The 17,018-nt window shown below is 60.1% G+C and carries 16 protein-coding genes; 3 read left to right on the forward strand and 13 right to left on the reverse strand.

What is annotated here, in order from left to right; all coding sequences use genetic code 11:
* Positions 1-4: 4 nt before the first annotated feature.
* Positions 5-430: a hypothetical protein gene (locus IPM12_11945; protein MBK9148512.1), complete on the forward strand. Its 426-nt coding sequence runs from the start codon at positions 5-7 to the stop codon at positions 428-430.
* Here the strand turns inward: IPM12_11945 and nadB are convergent.
* Genes nadB through IPM12_11970 form a run of 5 tightly spaced genes read right to left on the reverse strand, consistent with a single transcriptional unit; the run spans position 390 to position 7,301 of the window.
* Positions 390-1,991 (reverse strand): L-aspartate oxidase, encoded by a 1,602-nt coding sequence (gene nadB, locus IPM12_11950; protein MBK9148513.1) that lies wholly within the window; start codon positions 1,989-1,991, stop codon positions 390-392. The genes IPM12_11945 and nadB overlap by 41 nt on opposite strands.
* Positions 1,988-2,953, reverse strand: a complete 966-nt coding sequence (gene nadA / locus IPM12_11955) for a quinolinate synthase NadA (protein ID MBK9148514.1) — start codon at positions 2,951-2,953, stop codon at positions 1,988-1,990. Before nadA ends, nadB begins: the two co-directional genes overlap by 4 nt.
* Entirely contained in the window at positions 2,950-4,332 is a 1,383-nt protein-coding gene (locus IPM12_11960) for a cbb3-type cytochrome c oxidase subunit I (GenBank protein ID MBK9148515.1), read from the reverse strand. Before IPM12_11960 ends, nadA begins: the two co-directional genes overlap by 4 nt.
* A complete protein-coding gene (locus IPM12_11965; protein MBK9148516.1) occupies positions 4,329-4,718 on the reverse strand; it encodes a cytochrome c in 390 nt (129 codons plus the stop codon). The genes IPM12_11960 and IPM12_11965 overlap by 4 nt, the downstream gene beginning before the upstream one ends.
* Before the next feature lie 57 nt (positions 4,719-4,775).
* On the reverse strand, positions 4,776-7,301 hold the full coding sequence (locus IPM12_11970; GenBank protein ID MBK9148517.1) for an adenosylcobalamin-dependent ribonucleoside-diphosphate reductase: 2,526 nt from the start codon (positions 7,299-7,301) through the stop codon (positions 4,776-4,778).
* 194 nt (positions 7,302-7,495) lie between these two features.
* Between IPM12_11970 and IPM12_11975 the strand changes: the two genes are divergently transcribed.
* Entirely contained in the window at positions 7,496-8,188 is a 693-nt protein-coding gene (locus IPM12_11975) for an outer membrane beta-barrel protein (protein MBK9148518.1), read from the forward strand.
* Positions 8,189-8,443: 255 nt separating this feature from the next.
* Here the strand turns inward: IPM12_11975 and IPM12_11980 are convergent, their stop codons facing one another.
* The 8 genes from IPM12_11980 to IPM12_12015 form a co-directional block, all read right to left on the reverse strand.
* Positions 8,444-9,013: a fasciclin domain-containing protein gene (locus IPM12_11980; protein MBK9148519.1), complete on the reverse strand. Its 570-nt coding sequence runs from the start codon at positions 9,011-9,013 to the stop codon at positions 8,444-8,446.
* 105 nt (positions 9,014-9,118) lie between these two features.
* Positions 9,119-9,886 (reverse strand): ABC transporter permease, encoded by a 768-nt coding sequence (locus tag IPM12_11985; GenBank protein MBK9148520.1) that lies wholly within the window; start codon positions 9,884-9,886, stop codon positions 9,119-9,121.
* Between the two features lie 75 nt (positions 9,887-9,961).
* Positions 9,962-10,696, reverse strand: coding sequence for an ABC transporter ATP-binding protein (locus IPM12_11990; GenBank protein ID MBK9148521.1), 735 nt, complete (start codon positions 10,694-10,696; stop codon positions 9,962-9,964).
* Positions 10,689-12,062 (reverse strand): nitrous oxide reductase family maturation protein NosD, encoded by a 1,374-nt coding sequence (locus IPM12_11995; protein ID MBK9148522.1) that lies wholly within the window; start codon positions 12,060-12,062, stop codon positions 10,689-10,691. Before IPM12_11995 ends, IPM12_11990 begins: the two co-directional genes overlap by 8 nt.
* A 10-nt stretch (positions 12,063-12,072) precedes the next feature.
* Complete coding sequence (locus IPM12_12000) at positions 12,073-12,516, reverse strand: nitrous oxide reductase accessory protein NosL (GenBank protein ID MBK9148523.1); 444 nt, start codon at positions 12,514-12,516, stop codon at positions 12,073-12,075.
* Positions 12,516-13,085, reverse strand: a complete 570-nt coding sequence (locus IPM12_12005) for a hypothetical protein (GenBank protein MBK9148524.1) — start codon at positions 13,083-13,085, stop codon at positions 12,516-12,518. The genes IPM12_12000 and IPM12_12005 overlap by 1 nt, the downstream gene beginning before the upstream one ends.
* An 89-nt stretch (positions 13,086-13,174) precedes the next feature.
* The gene (gene nosZ / locus IPM12_12010; GenBank protein ID MBK9148525.1) at positions 13,175-15,172 is read right to left on the reverse strand and encodes a Sec-dependent nitrous-oxide reductase; all 1,998 of its coding nucleotides are present in this window, start codon (positions 15,170-15,172) and stop codon (positions 13,175-13,177) included.
* A 41-nt stretch (positions 15,173-15,213) separates the two neighbouring features.
* Positions 15,214-15,681 (reverse strand): cytochrome c, encoded by a 468-nt coding sequence (locus IPM12_12015; GenBank protein ID MBK9148526.1) that lies wholly within the window; start codon positions 15,679-15,681, stop codon positions 15,214-15,216.
* A 114-nt stretch (positions 15,682-15,795) separates the two neighbouring features.
* Here IPM12_12015 and IPM12_12020 point away from each other — a divergent pair, with 114 nt between their 5' ends.
* On the forward strand, positions 15,796-17,016 hold the full coding sequence (locus IPM12_12020) for a hypothetical protein (protein ID MBK9148527.1): 1,221 nt from the start codon (positions 15,796-15,798) through the stop codon (positions 17,014-17,016).
* Positions 17,017-17,018 lie beyond the last annotated feature (2 nt).

A 17,018-nucleotide genomic window follows, 5' to 3' on the forward strand; every position in this document is an offset into this window, starting at 1 on the left:
GTCCATGATGCGCTTGCTCCTTATCTCGGCGTTGGTATTCGTCTCCATCGCTGCATGCCGAACGCCAACCACCGAGCAGCCTGTTATGGCGAGGGGCACGAACGGTGATACCTCCTCCTCCCCAACCCGCCATGAATCAGTGAGGTGGCAGGCGAATGAAGCGACGATCCAAGGCGTCAGGGGAATGCAGGGACTAACGGCTGGCTACCCGGGCAACGGCTTGGCAGGGGGCCTGTTGCGCGATTCGCTGCAAGAGCGCATGGCGCTGATCTTCGAGCAATGCACTATGGAGGGCGAAGCGCATGAGGCGCTGCATGAATACCTCTTGCCCTTGATCGGGATTTTCAGAGAACTGCCGGATGATCCGAAGCGAAGCCAGCTGGACTCAATCACCGCCCATCTCTCGCGGTTCGATGAGCAGTTCCGGTGAGCCAGTTGATGATTTCGGTCGATTCAGCCCGTTCACTGATCTGATGCGTGCCGATGCTCACTGGCTGAGCGAGAGCGGCCTCGATGACGGCGCGAGAAACCGCGGCGAGGTCCCGTGCTTCGATCAACGGCAAAGACCACCGGCGTCTTTGCCACATGGCAGCAATGGCTCGTTCGCAGCGTGCAATCGTGCGGAGCGCGGCCTCGAGGCCTTCCAGGTCGCGGATGATACCCGCGTGCGCCGACATGGCGTGGCGGATGCTGGCGATTGCGCGCATGGCAGCTTCCGGGGCTCTTCGCGAGAGCTTTGATTGCGCGATGCAGCGTTTGCTTGCAACATGCTCACCATGGGTTTCGCGGAGCCAGGCATTGGCTGCGCGCCGGGGAATGACCAAGGCCTCGAGCAGTGAATTTGAGGCAAGCCGGTCGGCGCCATGCAAGCCGGAGCCAGCGCACTCGCCAATGGCGATGAGGCCGGGAAGCGAACTGCGGCCCTGGTCATCGGTGGCAATGCCCCCGCAGAGGTAGTGCGCAGCCGGTGACACCGGGATCAAGTCGCGACCGGGCGCGATGCCGTGTGCACGGCATTCGCGCTCGATGGCCGGGAACTCCGCCGCGAAGCGCGCAGGGCCGATCGACGAGGCATCGAGCCACACATGCTGCATCCCTGAGTGTTTCATTGTCATTTCGATTGCGCGGGCCACCACATGGCGCGGAGCCAGGTCCTTGGCCGGATGCACTCGATCCATCAAAGGCAAACCATTGCCGCCGATGAGCCGTGCTCCAGCGCCGCGCACCGCTTCGCTGATCAGCGGCACCTGGCCTGATCCGCCGGTATGGAGCGCGGTGGGATGGAATTGCACGAAGGCCATGTCGCGCAGCGGCAGGTCGGCGCGCACCGCCATCGCGACACCGTCACCCGTTGCCTCCGCCGGATTCGTTGTCCGCTCATACACCTGTCCGACGCCTCCAGTGGCCAACACAACCAAATCCGCTCGATGCTCCATGAGGTCGCCGCTGCTCAGGTCGATGGCCTGTACGCCAACACAGCGGCGGCTCTGCCCTTCGACCTCAATGATCAAGTCGACCGCGCGATGACCCTGCATGAGCTGTACGCCAGTCAACGCGCCGAGCCGTTCACGCAGCACCCTTACGATCTCCTCCCCAGTGCGATCGCGATGATGAAGCACCCGCGCCCTGCTGTGTCCGCCTTCGCGCGCCAGATGCAGCTTCCCATCCGCATCGTGATCGAAGCGCGCCCCCATGCGTTGGAGCCAATCGATCACAGCCGGGCCTTCGCGCACCACCCGCTCAACCACCTCGCGGTCATTGCGTCCGGCGCCCACCCGGATTGTGTCCTCCACGTGGATCTTGACCGTATCCCCATCGCCCATCACAACGGCCACGCCCCCCTGGGCCGCGTAAGAGCTGCTGCCAGCTACCGGGGCCTTGGTCAGGACACGAATGCGGAGCGGCCTTCCCTCTGCCGGCTCGATGAGTGCCACGGCGCAGGCCATGCCAGCGATGCCCCCGCCCACCACGATGACCTCCAGCGGCTTCATCCTAGAGCGAGCATTCGGCGCAAGGCGCGTTCTGCACCGATGCGCACAGGTTCTAGCAAAGTCACTTCCGGCCGCATGAGGAGCAAGGCATCGCGCACCTTCTCCAGCGTGTTGAGCTTCATGTATGGACACTCGCTGCATGCACAAGCATTATCTGCGGAGGCTGGCGCTGCTATTAACGTCTTGTGCGGCACGGCAGCGCGCATGTTGTGCAGGATGCCGGCCTCGGTAGCCACGATGAAGGTGGCGCCCGCATCGCGTTTCACGAAGTCGAGCAGCGAACTGGTGCTGCCCACATGATCGGCTTCGGCGAGGATGTGCTCCGGGCATTCGGGATGCGCGATGAGCTTCGCCGCTGGATGCATGCCCATCAGAAGTTTCAGCTTATCGGCGCTGATGGCCACATGCACCTCGCAGCTGCCGTCCCAAAGCAGCAACTGGCGGCCGGTCACGCGTTGCACATAGGCGCCAAGGTGCTTGTCGGGCGCGAAGAGGATCGGACGATCGGGCGGCAGGCTGTTCACCACGCGCACAGCGTTGCTGCTGGTGCAGATGATGTCGCTCATGGCCTTCACGGCAGCGCTGCAATTGATGTAGCTCACCACGAGATGGTCGCGGTGCTGGGCGAGGAAGTCCGCGAAGGCTTCAGTCGGCGCTCCGTCCGCCAAGGAGCATCCTGCGGCCACGTCGGGCACCAGCACCGTGCGCTCCGGGTTCAGGATCTTGGCAGTCTCCGCCATGAAGTGAACGCCGCAGAAGAGGATCACATCGGCATTGCTGCGGTCGGCCGCTTGCGCCAGCGCCAGGCTGTCGCCGATGTGATCGGCCACCGCCTGGATTTCTGGAATCTGGTAGTAGTGGGCCAGGATCACGGCGTTGCGCTCCTGCTTGAGCAGAAGGATCTCCTCCGATATCTCGTCGGTTGAGACCGCTCTCATGGTGGCGACAGCAGTCAAGATCATTTTGAATCAGTTGCCCCCCCGATTCCAAATGAACCTGAGTCCTCGGAGAATCTACCGGATGCTACTCTATCTGCTGAACCGACTTTCAGACAGCCATACAACAGAACCGCGGCTACCAGCCCCAGTCCCATGAGCACGCCGATCCCCGCCAATGCGAATACCGTGAGCGCTGGTAATGCCGGCAGCATGAGCTGCTGGTGCTCGGTAATGCCCAGCGCCGTGGCCCTCCAGCCCTTGGCAATGCCTGCGACGATGAGCGCCAACCAGAAGACCCCTAGGCTTCCCATCGCCAACAGACGCCCATGCTCCATCCACTGCATGCATCGTGCTCGTTCATCCATGCGTAGCATCCATGTAATGGACCCTAGGAGGAGCATCGTGTTTATACCGATAGTAGCACCCATGGCATGCGCTACGGTGATGTGCGTGCCGTGCGTGTAACGGTTGATCGCCGGGATGGACATGAGCAGGGCCAGGAAAAGGTTGAGGAAGACCCACAGCTCTGCGCCGAGCAGGAAGCGGTACGTGGTGAGGTGCTTGTGCCTGCGGTGCTCTTCGAGCTTGGACTTGAATCCGCGTATGATGTTGATGAGCAGGATCCACTCCGCCATGCTGATGCCATAGGCCAGGTGGCGGATCCAGCCCGCCGTGGGTGCGTTGTAAATGTGGTGCCCCCAGTTGAACATCAGATTCGAGAGGCCGAGGAACCAGAAAAGGAAGGCCTTTGGTCCGCGTGCGATGCCCTCATCCCCACTGATCCGCGTCATCAGGTATAGCGCCGATCCGTAAATCATCTGGTTCCAAGCACCCACCATGGCACCGTTCGATTTCCATTGCACGGAGATCTCGCGCATGTAATTGTCGCGGAACCACGGTATCTGCCAGAGGTTCTGCTCGATGAACGTGATCAGGAAGAACACGATGCCCGTGGTCCACATCCACACATGCAGTGGAGGATCCGGGGCGCGGCGCAGCCAGGCGCGGAAGTAGTCGGCCATGAGAACGAGCCAACCAATCAGCATCGGCACCGCGAGCAGGGGAGGGAATTCCCAGTATTCACGGCCGCCGAAGCGCTTTAGGGCATAGGCGAGGAAGACCGCGATGATGGTGCCCGTCCAGAGCCAGAGGAATATGCCATGTAGAAGCGAGGAGCGCCGATGGGCGAAGACATCATCCTTGTAGCGCAGCACACCGGCCGTTGCACCTGTGATGATCCAGAACAGCGCGGCTGACACATGCGCGGGCCGTAGCTGGGTGAAGGGCAGCGCATCCCCGACGGAAGGGTAGAGGTACGCCAGCGCGGCGAGCACGCCGAACAGAAGGGCGAGTAGAAGAAGGAAGAGTGCAAGCGCGATATGCCAACGTTGCGTGAGGCTCATCGTGCTGGAATGAGATAGGTGCCCGTCCAGTGCACTGCGCCATCGGGAACCTGGCTGCGGCCGGACTGGTTCACCCAGGCGAGGAAGGCTACTAAGGCGTCCAACTCGCCATCGCTCAGTTCGTGGGCGGGCATTCGACCGGTGCCATAGCGCACGAATGTGCGAATCCGGGCCTCGCCCTTTTCGCCATGCACATTCGTGAGGTCGGGGCCCATGTAGCCGCCAAGGCCATAGAGTTGATGGCAGCTCGTGCAATTCTGCAGTTGCCAAACCTCCATGCCCTGCCTCACCTGCGCATCGGCAAGAGGCGCTTCGCTCACGCCTTCATACACGAACCAGGTTCCCGCACCAAAGCAGGCCACTAGCGAGGCGAGCACGTACCGCATCCACATTTCATCCAAATAACGGACATGCTTATCCGGAATAGGGTGACAGGCGTCAGTTCACCCGCACTTGCTCTGCCCGCAGCTCTTGCACTTCAAGCAGCCTTCCTCATAATACAGGCCATCCGCATCGCCGCATTCGGTGCATTTGCGCCCTGCGGCTTGCGTGCCATCGGGGATGTAGCGCGAGAGCGCGCGTACCACGCCGTTCTTCCAGGTGTTCAGCGTGGCATCATACAAGTTCAGGTTCGCCACCACGTCCACCACCTGCGGAACAGGCATGCCTTGGCGCAGCATGCCGCTGATCAGGATAGCATAATTCCAGAACTCGGGGTTGAAGGTGCGGCTGAGCCCTTGCACCGTCACATGATAGTCGTCCCCATCGGCGTACTCGAGATCGTAGATGTTCTTGCCCCGCTTCTGGTCCTTGCGCTTCACCACCCAGCCTTTGGTGACCCACTTGGGCAGTTCGAATCCGCCGTTGGCCTTGCCGGTGAAAACCTCGTAGGGCTTGCCGTCCAAGAGGCCCACGACGGCCAACCAAGGCTCGGTCTCGTTATTGAATCGGAGCACATCGGCGTCGAGGCGTTCCGGCCGCGAGACCGGGGCATGCTGATCAACGGGTGCTTCCTTCTTCTCGGCCACCAGCACTCCACTGCGACTGCCATCGCGGTACACGGTGATTCCTTTTAAGCCTTGCTTCCATGCCTCCAGGTAGATGCCGCCGACCTCTTCGACCGTCGCGGTGGAGGGCAGGTTGATCGTGCTGCTGATGGAATGCGTGGTGTACTTCTGAACGACGGCCTGCAGGCGCACGCGCTTGTGCCAATCGATGTCGTTCGCGGTGGCGCCGGCGTACGGGCTTTCCGCAGTGTCCTTCTTTCCGGTCGCTTGCATCCAGTCCAGCAGGCGCGGGTGGTGTACAGTGAACTCCTCCCACTGGTCGCCGAGTTCGTCAATGAAGCTGACGTTGGCCTTCCTGTCACCAGGAACAACCTTTCGACGCCGTGTATAGCCCAGCATGTACACAGGTTCGATGCCGCTGCTGGTGCGGGTGAGCAGGCTGAGCGTACCGGTAGGCGCGACGGTGCTGAGGCTGATGTTCCGCCGGCCGTGCTTCATCATGCGCGCATGCACGTCCGGCAGTTCCGTCTCCAGCATCGCAGTGAAATCCGAGGTGCGCTCAATGGCTGGATCGAAGCCGATGAAGGCGCCGCGTTCGATGGCCATATCGATGCTGCTTTCGAACTCTGCGCGGCACTTGGTGCGCATGATCTCCTCGGTGGCGATCAATGCGGCCTCGCTGTCGTACTTCAAGCTGAGCCCTGCGAGTGCATCGGCGAGGCCCGTGAAGCCGAGGCCCGTTCGGCGGCCCTTGCGTCCGGTTTCCCGCAGCAGCTCCCAGGTCTCTCGCTCCACGCGCTTGATCGCATCGTGCTCTGAATCGCTATCCACTTTGGCCAGGATGCGGTCTGCCGCTTCGAGTTCGAGATCCACCAGGTCGTCCATGAGGCGCTGTGCCTCGTAAGTGACCAGGGCGAAGCGCTCGTGGTCAAAGCGCGCGGCTGGCGTGAAAGCATCGGTGATGAAGCTGTAGAGATTGATCGCGATGAGTCGGCAGCTGTCTCCGCCCTGCATGGCGATCTCACTGCATGGATTGGTGCTCTCGTTCCGGAATCCCGGGTACACGCTGCTGGTAGAGTACCGGTGCTGCCTGTCCCAGAAGATCACACCGGGTTCGGCCGTGCGGTGCGCGCATGCGATCAGCGTGTCCCAGAGCTCCCGAGCCTTCACCTGGCGCGTTACGGTCGGCTCCTTCGCATCGATTGGCCAGCGCAGGGTGAACGCCTCGTCGGCGTCAACCGCGCGCAGGAACTCATCGCTCACCCGCACGCTGATGTTGGCCCCGGTCACTTTGGCGAGATCCTGTTTGATCGTGATGAACTTCTCCACGTCGGGGTGGGCGATGTCCATGGTGAGCATGAGCGCGCCGCGCCGGCCTTTCTGTGCCACCTCGCGCGTGGTATTGCTGAAGCGCTCCATGAAGCTCACGACGCCAGTGCTGGTGCGTGCGGCGTTGCTCACGTGGGCGCCTTCGGGCCGCAGCGTGCTCAGGTCGAAGCCCACGCCGCAGCGCCGCTTGAAGAGCTGCGCAAGCTGTTGGTCGCTTTGGAAGATGCCACCGTAGCTGTCCAGTGGTGAGGGAATGACCACACAGTTGCTGAGCGAAGCCAGACGGTACGGATCGCCTAGCGAAGCCATCACGCTGCCTTGAGGCACCACATCGCGGAAGCCCTGGAAAAGCTGGAGGATGCGCTCCTCATCGAGCGCGGCGCGCTTACGGCCATGGGCCGAAAGCGCTGACCTCCGCTCTTCCGGCATCGTTTGATACGAGCGCTCGATGCGAGCGAACTCCCGGGCCATCCGGCGGTGCATGTCGGCCGGTGAGCGTTCCAGCAATCGGCCTTCCGGATCGCGCAATGCGTACTTGTTCACCCAGGTCGTAGCAGCGAGCTCATCACCGTGGAAATAGGCCATGGCAGCGACCAGCGCCTCCTCGCGCGTGCATTCGGGTGCTGTTCGCATATGAGTAGGAGAGGGGGTGAAGAGTTCGAGCTTTGAAGGTACCATGTGTGTCAGTTGATAGGCGGGTAAAACTCCTTTGGCTCAGATCCCGGTTTGATGACGCCCGTCAACTTGAACGCGGAGTTTTCCACCCGATTTTACACCATCGGTCGCCCCCTCAATCGGCGCGGCACCCGAATACTCATCTTGGCGGCATGAAGATCAAAGCGATCACGGCTCTCGCGTTCATGTCGTGTCCATTCGCCATCCAGGCCCAGGATGAACCCAAGGGCTATCTCGGACTCGGGTTCGGCGTGGCATCGCCGTTGGGCGAGTTCAGGAGCACTGAAGGGAAGTCTGCGGGCTACGCAAGCGATGGCGCTGCGTTCCAACTCGAGTTCGGCTACCTGTTGGGCAAGCACTTCGGAGTGGCGGCAATGGTCCGAGGCACAGGGAACGCTACGAGCGATAAAGCCCTCACTGCGGATTTCAACAATAGCCTTGGTGGATTGGACCTGAAGGTGGAGCCCGGGCTATGGGTCACAGGTAGTCTGCTCGTCGGAGGCATGGGCGCATTCCCGTTGAACGAGAAGTGGTCCTTCACTTCGCGATTGCTCGTGGGCTTCGCCAGCGTCTCCTCACCCACATTGAAGGTGAGCACCGGTGATGGTAATCTGCTGGTGAAACAGGAGGAAGGGCTGGCATCGGCCCCGACATACATGCTCGCGTTGGGCTTCAAGGTGGACCTCTCTGAGCGGTTCTGTCTACTCGTAGGGGTCGATTATCAGGGAATGGATGCGGACTTCAGCGGAGTGAAGATCGATGGGCCATCAGGGCGGAGCACGACGTCCTTCAAGCAGGCCATATCCATCGCTTCACTTGGCGTGACTGCTGGATATCGTCTCTGATCTCGGCCATCACAGCCTCCAGGCTCGGGCTACCCTGCCATCAACGTCGAAGGTCAGGTCCAGAGCCCCGAATTGCGCACAAGCGAGCTTGCGAACAGCACGGTGGGTGACAGGATACGCAGGGCCTGAAGGAGCAACACGGACTCCAACTGACGATTCAATTCGATCGCGAGGCTTGTGCTAACAACAAGGGCGCCCTTGCGGACGCCCCTGCTGACTTTCACCGTTCCCGTACCACGGGGATCGGCTAATTGCTCATTGCGGTGGAAGAAGCACCTTGTCGATCACCACCACCAGTCCATTCGAAGCGGGCGCTGTGCCCAGCACCTTCGCATCGTTGATCATCACGGTTCCATCTTCGCTCACGGTGAATTTTGTGTCCTTCACATTCGCCATGTTCAGTTTGCGGCCGTTGGCCATCTTGTCCGGTGCGAACACGCCCAAGGCCACATGGTATTCCAGGATATCCTGCAGAGCGGCCTTGCTCTCGGGCTTCATCAGGTCATCGAGCGTCCCGGCCGGCAGCGCATTGAATGCTGCATCAGTCGGTGCGAACACCGTGAATGGGCCCGCATTCACGAGCACGTCCTCGTATTTCACCTGAAGCACGGCCTTCACCAGGATCGTGTGGTCCGGTGACGCCACGGCAATCTGAACGACGTTCTTTTGGCTGAGGTCATCCTTCACTGCACTTTGTCCGGCGGCAGGTTCGTTTCCGGATGATGCGGGTTCAGTTGTTGCTGGCGTCTCAGCGCCGCCACAGGCGATTAAGCAAGGAAGCGTGAATGCCATCAGCAGTGCGCTCGTTGATGTGAAGGTCTTCATGGATGGTTGGTTCGTTTAGGCGCATCGAAAGAACAGGGACCTTAGCATCCGCAATATGACATCTGTCAGCTCATTGGTTGACAACGGTCCGGAGCGTGGTAAGGATCACAGGTCCTTCTGCCTGAATACCCGCATGGCCGACCAGCTCGGTACAATCACCCAGACCATCATGATCAGCCCTGCCACGGCCATGCCCATCTGAGTGCCGAAGAAGTTCTTGTAGATGGCGCCGCTGTAACCCATCATGGCGGCGAGGTCCACCTGCAGCATCACCATGATGCGCGCGAGGTCGATGGGATTGATACCGGCAAAAGGCACTACGAAGGGCTCTATGGGGTAGTCACTGAGCGTGAACATGCCCCACATCAGCAAAGCATCGTACACCAGAACGAGGAGGAACCAAATGGCCAGCGCCACGCCAACACCTCGAGCCTTCTCCCGTTGCTTCAGCGCGATCAAGGCGCCAAGGGAGATGAAGACCAGCACCAGGCCGGAGCCACTGAGCGATAGCACAAGAGCAGCGAGGGTAGGGGAGTGGACCAGCAGAGGCAAGCCGAGACCAATGGCTTGGGCAAGCAGCAGCGCGACTGCCAATGCCAGGACCTGTCCGCCGAGGATGGCGCCGCGACGCATGGGCTGCACGGCCAGCAGTTGCGTGAATTCCTGGATGTCGTAGAAATAGACTACGGTGAATACCAATGCGATCAACGGTACCAGCGCCATGACCACTTGCACCAGGCTGAGCAAGGCCTTCGTCGGGTCGCCTTCCAATGAGAATAGACCTTGTGCGACCAGCAGCATCAGCAACGCATATCCTAAGACGAAGCGGTTGCGCGCCAGATCGATGAGCGTGTATTTGAAGACTTTCAGCATTCGAAGTGCCCTCTGTTCGTTCAATATTGGCGGCTATCCACCTTGCGCGAATTCTCTAGCAACTGCAAGACATCATCAGGCATTGCATAGTGCTCTGGACTCCAACATCCTTGGCAAAGCCTCCGACAAGCGCTTCGTACCCGCGCGTTCCAGGATCTCTTGAACCGGCAAAATGAACCTCAAGCTGCCCTCCTCCAAGTAGGCCACCCGATCGGCAAGTGCTTCCACTTCCTCCATCAGGTGCGAGGTGATAAGCACTGTTCCTCCGGCATCACGAACGGCAGCAGCGCGTTCCAGTACCCGCTTGGACGATAGCGGATCGAGGCCCGCTGTCGGCTCGTCCATCACCAGGATGCTCGGACGCGAGCGCAAGGCGAGAACGGCGCTCACCTTCTGCTTGGTCCCTCCGCTCAAGCTCGAAAGGCGCTTATTCAACTGAGCGGTCAATCCAAGTCCTTCCACGAGTCTGTCGTCGGGTTCGTTGTTGCTCATCCCGCGGACGTCGGCTATCATCTCGAGCAATTGGCCGATGGTGAGCGTAGCTGGATACTGTGAGATCTGTGGCATGTAGCCGATGGACGTGCGGTAGGCCGGGTCGCTGCCGATGGCCTCACCGTTCACCGTGATGCGACCCTCAGTGGGCCTCACCAATCCCAGCAGGCACTTGATCAACGTGGACTTTCCGCTGGCATTGGGGCCGATGAGCATGACGACCTCTCCGGGATGGAATGCGCACTCTACGTTGCGCAAGGCCCAGAGCTTGCCGTAGCGCTTTCCGACTCCCTCGAAGGTGATTCGCGCGTCAGTCATGAGGCACGATTAGCCGCCTTGAAACGAGGACCGCCGCAATGGTGCAGATCAACAGGACCGCTCCGGTTGCGCCTTCGGAAGCAGGGTCTGCTGCAGGCTCCGCAGCATGTTCTTCAACTCGATCATCGATGGTGCCCAACAGCACTGGCCAGCGCATCATCGGCTTATCGTCCTTCATGCTCTCAGGCGTCAGCGAAGGGATCAGGCGCTCGGCACGGTCGAGCAACGAGACAAAGAGGCTGCGCGAGAAGACCATGGCGTAGGGCTGTTTCTCGACCAGCAGGGTGAAGAAACCCAGCGGTCGGTGCGGCACATCGCCAAAGCCATCACGGTCCAGATCGTAGCCCGAGTAGCGATCCCAGAAATTCCCGTTCATGGTATTAGGGACCAGCGATCCGTTGGTGCTCACGTCGAAGGTATTGCCTGCGAACGTGTTTCCCTGGAAGTCGCAGTCGATGGCATTGGCGAAGAGCCGAAGCGCCCATCCGTTCAGCCGGAACTCATTGTCGCGCACGCTGATCCGATTGCAGCCATCGATCATGATCCCCGTGGTATTGTCCATGAACGCATTGCCGATGATATCGCCATCGTTGATCTCCTTCAGCAGTAAGCCATAAGCGCTCGCGCCCCGGTTGGCCAGGAAGCGGTTGCGGCGCATGGTGATCACCTTGCTGAACATCACCGCCACGCCGGCACCGTTATCCTCGAATCGGTTGTCCTCATAAGCGTCACGGTGACTGAACATGAAGTGCAGGCCGTAGCGCAGATTGTGCAAGGATGTGTTGCCGGTGATGCGCGAGTCAGTGACGAACTCGAAGTAGATGCCGTCCCGGTGGTATTCGATCCGATTGTTGCGGATGGTGGCATTGCTGCATTTCCACAAGTGGATGCCATTGGCCATGAAGTCCTCCGCACCCCGCTCTCCCAGCACAGTATTGCCCTCGACCAACGCATCCTTGACACCGCTGAGGTATATGGCGAAGAAGCACCTGTCCAGAAAATTGTCCGCGATCACCACGCCACGGCACTCGTTCACCTTGATGCCCGACATGTCGTCCAGATTGCTTCGTCGTGAGCCACGGATGGTGAAGCCACGGACAGTCACATGGTCGGCGGTGATCAGCAGTGCATCATCCTCACCACCACCATCGATCAACGCATCAGTTCCGCCCAGCAGTACCAGCGAACGATCCACCCGGATGCTTCCTTCGCTCACAATGCCCTCCACCAGAACAGTATCGCCCACGGCCGCTCCGTTAATCACGATCTGCAGCGAAGCACCGGGTCTGCTGCGGTACCGCCATGTGCGGGCATCCACATGCGCCGCGTTCAGACAGGCCAGCAACAGGATCAGCAGTTCCCTCATCCTTTCGTTTTCACTCGGCTAGCTGTAGGCGCACTGAGGCCCAATCCATGGGCTCGACCTCTCCTCGTGCAGCGGCCTTTGCCCGCTCGGCAGCATTCGCAAAGGCCGCCACATCACCCCGCATCGGACTTCGGAACGCAGCGCCATGGAGATAGTGCGCAGTGGTGGCATCGATCAAGGTTCCGGGTTCTGCATGATCGCATACGAACCAGGCCTTTACCTGGTCCTCTGCAACGGAACCCTTCACCACGAAATGCACCATGCAGGAGACATCATCGAATACATACTGCCGGCCTTTCTCTGTCACCAATGCGGCACCGAATTGCCGGTCCACCACATTCATGCGGCAATGCGCGCATTCGGCCTTGCCGAAATCGATCGTGGGCGTCCGCTGGCCGCACGACCAGAGCGCGGGCATGAGCAGCAGGGCGAATAGGATGTTGCGGGCCTTCATCACTTGTGAGGATTGAAACGGATCTCCATGATATACACGCCGATCAGCAGCGCCATCACGCCGAAGAGCACCCAACCTCCGATATCGGGGGTGGACCAAGCATCGAAGTTCAGCAATTGCTTGTGGCCGATGAGCGGCGGCTGGTAGGTCATGTCCTCCACCTTGATAGCGGCTCGCGGATCGAGGTTGTGACCGTACTCGTAGCCCCAGCGGTACATGTCCCAAAGCGCCCACAGGCCGAAGAGCGAAAGCGTGACCAGGCCCATGAATAGGGCCCACCGCTTGCCCCAGAGCGCGGCCAGCACGCCAAGAGCAGCCAGCGCCATCAGCAATTTGGGGAGCACCGCGAACTCAGGGAACATATCATCGTGGATATGCCCCATCCCGATGTAGTGGTTAAGGCCGTTGATCTTCTCCACATCGCCTGCGAAGCGATCAGCGAAGATCTGCAGGTAGAGCCCCTCGGGATATTGAGGTGCCTGCAGGTCAATCCGCCAGATGGGGACGAAGAGCAGTACCAACAGGGCCAAGGCGGCCAGGGCGATCATAACGCGGGAGATGGGCTTCATGGTCAAAGGGTCAGTGAGATAGGGCCTTTCAGGGCCACGGCCCCGGCATTCACCGGGGCCGTGGTCACTGTCAGGCGATGTGAACCGGTCTACATTTCTGCGTCCACGGAAACCGTGAGAGCGGTCAAGGGCACATTGCTATTGGCAGGTGAAACGCGCACGTAGCCCTGCATCTCTTGATGCAGCGCGGAGCAGAAGTCCGTGCAGTACATCGGTGTCACTCCAACTCGTGTGGGCACCCATTTCAGGGTCTGTGTCTCGCCGGGCATCAAAAGGAGCTCAGCGTTGGCAGCCCCCTTTATGGCGAAGCCGTGCGGTACGTCCCAGTCCTGCTCGAGGTTGGTGATGTGGAAATACACTTCATCCCCAAGCTTTACACCCTCGATGTTGTCCGGTGCGAAGTGCGAGCGGATGGTGGTCATCCACACATGCACCTCCTTGCCACGACGCTCGATCTTGGTCTCCTTCTCGCCCTTGGCCGCGAAGGGGTGCTCGTTCTCCTCGATCTTGAAGAACTTCACTTCGCGCGGTTTCACCAATTCGGCAGGGATGGCTTGGGCATAGTGCGGCTCACCGGTGGTTGGGAAATCGAGAAGCAGCTCCATTTTATCCCCATCGATGCTGTAGAGCTGCGCGCTTTGCGTGAGCTCAGGGCCGGTGGGCAGGTAGCGGTCCTTGGTGATCTTGTTGTAGGCGATCACGTACTTGCCCCAAGGCTTCTTGCTGTCGCCTCCAGGCACGCACAGATGGCCGATGCTGTAATAAGTAGGCACGCGGTCCACCACCTCCAGCTTCTCCACGTTCCACTTCACGATCTCGCTGCTCACGAAGAAACTGGTGTAGGCGTTGCCGTTGGCATCGAACTCGGTATGCAAGGGCCCGAGACCGGGCTTCTTCACCTCGCCGTGGAGCACGCTCTCATACTTCAGCACAGGGATACCGGCGAAGTCGCCTTCTACGTCATTGGCCGCAATGGCCTTCTGCATCTTCTCGAAGCTGAACACCGGGATCAAAGCGGCCAACTTGCCGCTACCCACGATGTATTTTCCCGTGGGGTCCACATCACAGCCGTGCGGGCTCTTGGGACAGGGCATGAAATACAACAGGCCAGGGTGGTCCTTGGGATCAAGTTGCAGCACGTCCTCATACACGGTCGTTTCCGAACTATGGGTCCTCTCGTTCCACCAGTTGCTGTGGTGCTTGCCGGGCACGCGCTTGCCCTTGCCGTCCTTGGCGAGTTGTTCGGCCAGCTTCCAATTCACGGCCATGATGAAGTCCTTGTCTCGCTGGCTCGCGTTCACCTCCAACAGGCTGTACGCCTGCTCCGTGTTGTAGCAGCTGAAGAAGAACCAGCCCTCGCTGGGCCCCTTGCCGGCGTGGCTCAGGTCGAAGTTCACGCCGGGGGTCACGATCTGGAAGGCGATGCTCATCTTGCCCGTCTCCGGTTCCGGATGGATGAAGCTCACGTTGCCCTTGAAGTTCTCCTTGTAGGTCTTGATGGGCACATCGCGCGACGCATCATCGCCCATGGGCACGCTGAATCGGGTGCCGGCCACCACGTACTCGCTGTTGCCCGTAGTGAAGGGGGAGCTATGATTACCCGCACTGTTCGGGATTTCGATGATGCTCCCCGTGCGGAAGGTACCGAGATCGACCAAAGCGATTCTGGGCGTGTTGTTGCCGTTGATGAAGCACCACTTGCCATCGGGGATGCCATCGGTCTGCGACAACTCCGGGTGGTGACTGTCGTCCCACGGAATGAAGCCGTGGCTGGTGGTGAGCATGCCTTTGCTCTCCTCGCTATAGCCATAGCCGCTCTCGGGATCCACGCTGAACACAGGGACTTCGCGCAAGAGGCGCCCGCTGGGCAGCCCATAGACCGCGAGTTGGCCGCTGAATCCACCGCTCACGAGGTTGTAGAACTCATCGTGCGTTCCGGGCTTCACATAGACTTTCGAAGCGGCATCGCCGGTCACCACGCTCTTGGTGGTGCCCGATGGGCGGCAGCCGGGCAGGCTGTTCAACAGCACGAAGGCGCAGGCGATGACGCCTGATGCGGTGCCGGTTAGAAGAAGCGGTCGTTTCATGATTGATTGGTTGTGGTTTGTTGGTGGGCGGGTAGGAGGCTTCAGAGTGTCCGCATGAATTCAAGCACCTCGCGGCCCTGGTCCTTGCTCAGGCCTTGGTTGGGCATGCGTACGAGGCACTCTTCAAGTCCCTTTTGGGCTTCGGGATCGGTCTCGAGCATCACATCGATGTTGAGCATCATGTTCATGATCCATTCCGGCTTACGGCGCTCGGTCACGCCTTTCCAGCCGGGCCCCACCACACGATTCGGGCCAGTGCTGTGGCAGGCTTGGCACTTCACATCGTAGGTGGCTTTTCCTTTTTCCACCATGGCTTGGTCAATCTCGCCTAGGGTGATCTCGGCTGCGGTGATCAATCCGGCTGGGGCAGCTTCCTCAGAAGCAGCTGCAGCACCTGGAGGTCCGCTCGCGCCAGGAGGTGTCGATGCGGTGCCGTCACCGCAAGCAGTTATTGCAGCAAAGCCGGCAACAAGGGTCACTTTCGCGAGGGAGGTCTTCAGCAGTCTCATGGGTAGGCGCTCTTGTCTGTTGCGCGTGACAAAAATCATCGGACCAGCCAATCCGATATATGACGTTTGTCATCCGAACGGTTGATTCATTCCGTTCGCTGCGATTCCTGCCACATGCGCCACTGGTTCCGTATCGCCTTGATCAACCTGCTCCTTGCAGCCACGATCGGAGCATTGCTCCGGGCGATGTACATCTGGGAGATCCCGTTCGTTCGATTCCGCCCATTCCTGCACGCTCATTCGCACGTGGCCCTGCTCGGCTGGCTATTCATCGGCGTGGCGCTCTGCCTGCTGCACGATGGCGGTACCGGGGCACTGAATAAGCGCTTGCGTTGGCTGCTGATCGGGCTCCAAGTCACGGTCATCGTCATGCTTGTCTCCTTTCCCATACAGGGATACGGCGCGGTCTCCATAGCGGCCTCATCAGCGCATTTGCTCCTGGCCTACCCGTTGCTCTACATGCTCTGGCGCGTTTCGCGCAACTGGCCGGCGGAAGGCAGCGGGCGTTTGACGCGCTGGTCCCTGGCCTTCTTTGTAATAAGCACTTTGGGCACATGGGCCTTGCCGGTGATCATCGCCACCGGCAATCAGGGTAAGGAGATCTATTACTGGGCCGTGCAGTTCTTCCTGCATTTCCAGTTCAATGGCTGGTTCTGGTTCGCAGCCATGGCCATTGGAGCTCGGTGGGCTGAGCGCAATGGATTCCAACTTAGGATCGATCGCTTCACGTTCACGCTTTGGGTGCTCTCCGCTTTCCTGACCTACGCGCTGGCCATCGCTTGGAGCGAACCGCATCCCGTCGTGTTCGCCACGGTATCCGTTGCAGTGGCCATGCAAGCGTGGGCGGCCATCCGCACGCTACGCCTTCTCCAGCGCTTTCGGGACCAAGCCTATGCGCGCTTCACGCCATGGGCGCGCGTGCTTATCGGCATCGCACTGGTGAGCATGGCATTGAAGGTGCTGGTGCAGGCCACCGTAGCTGTTCCCGCCGTTGCCGTCATGTCGCTCACCGTGCGCCACTTGGTCATGGGTTTCGTCCACATGAACACATTAGGCACCATGACCACCTTGCTGCTCGCCTATGCCGTCACCTATGGATGGTGCGCACCATCGAATCGGGCAGCTCGCACGGGCATGGGCTTGCTCATGGCTGGGATCATCACCACAGAACTGTTGCTCTTTAGCCAGGGCACTTTCTTCTGGGCAAGTTGGGGCATGATTCCTGGCCATTATTGGCACCTCTTCATCGCCTCGGCCATGATGCCAACCGGCGTGGCCTTGCTGCTTCTGCAAAGGCGAGCGCTTAACATGACGAAGCACACTGAGTCTGATTGATC

This window comes from Flavobacteriales bacterium, from assembly GCA_016716605.1.
Lineage (GTDB): Bacteria > Bacteroidota > Bacteroidia > Flavobacteriales_F > PHOS-HE28 > PHOS-HE28.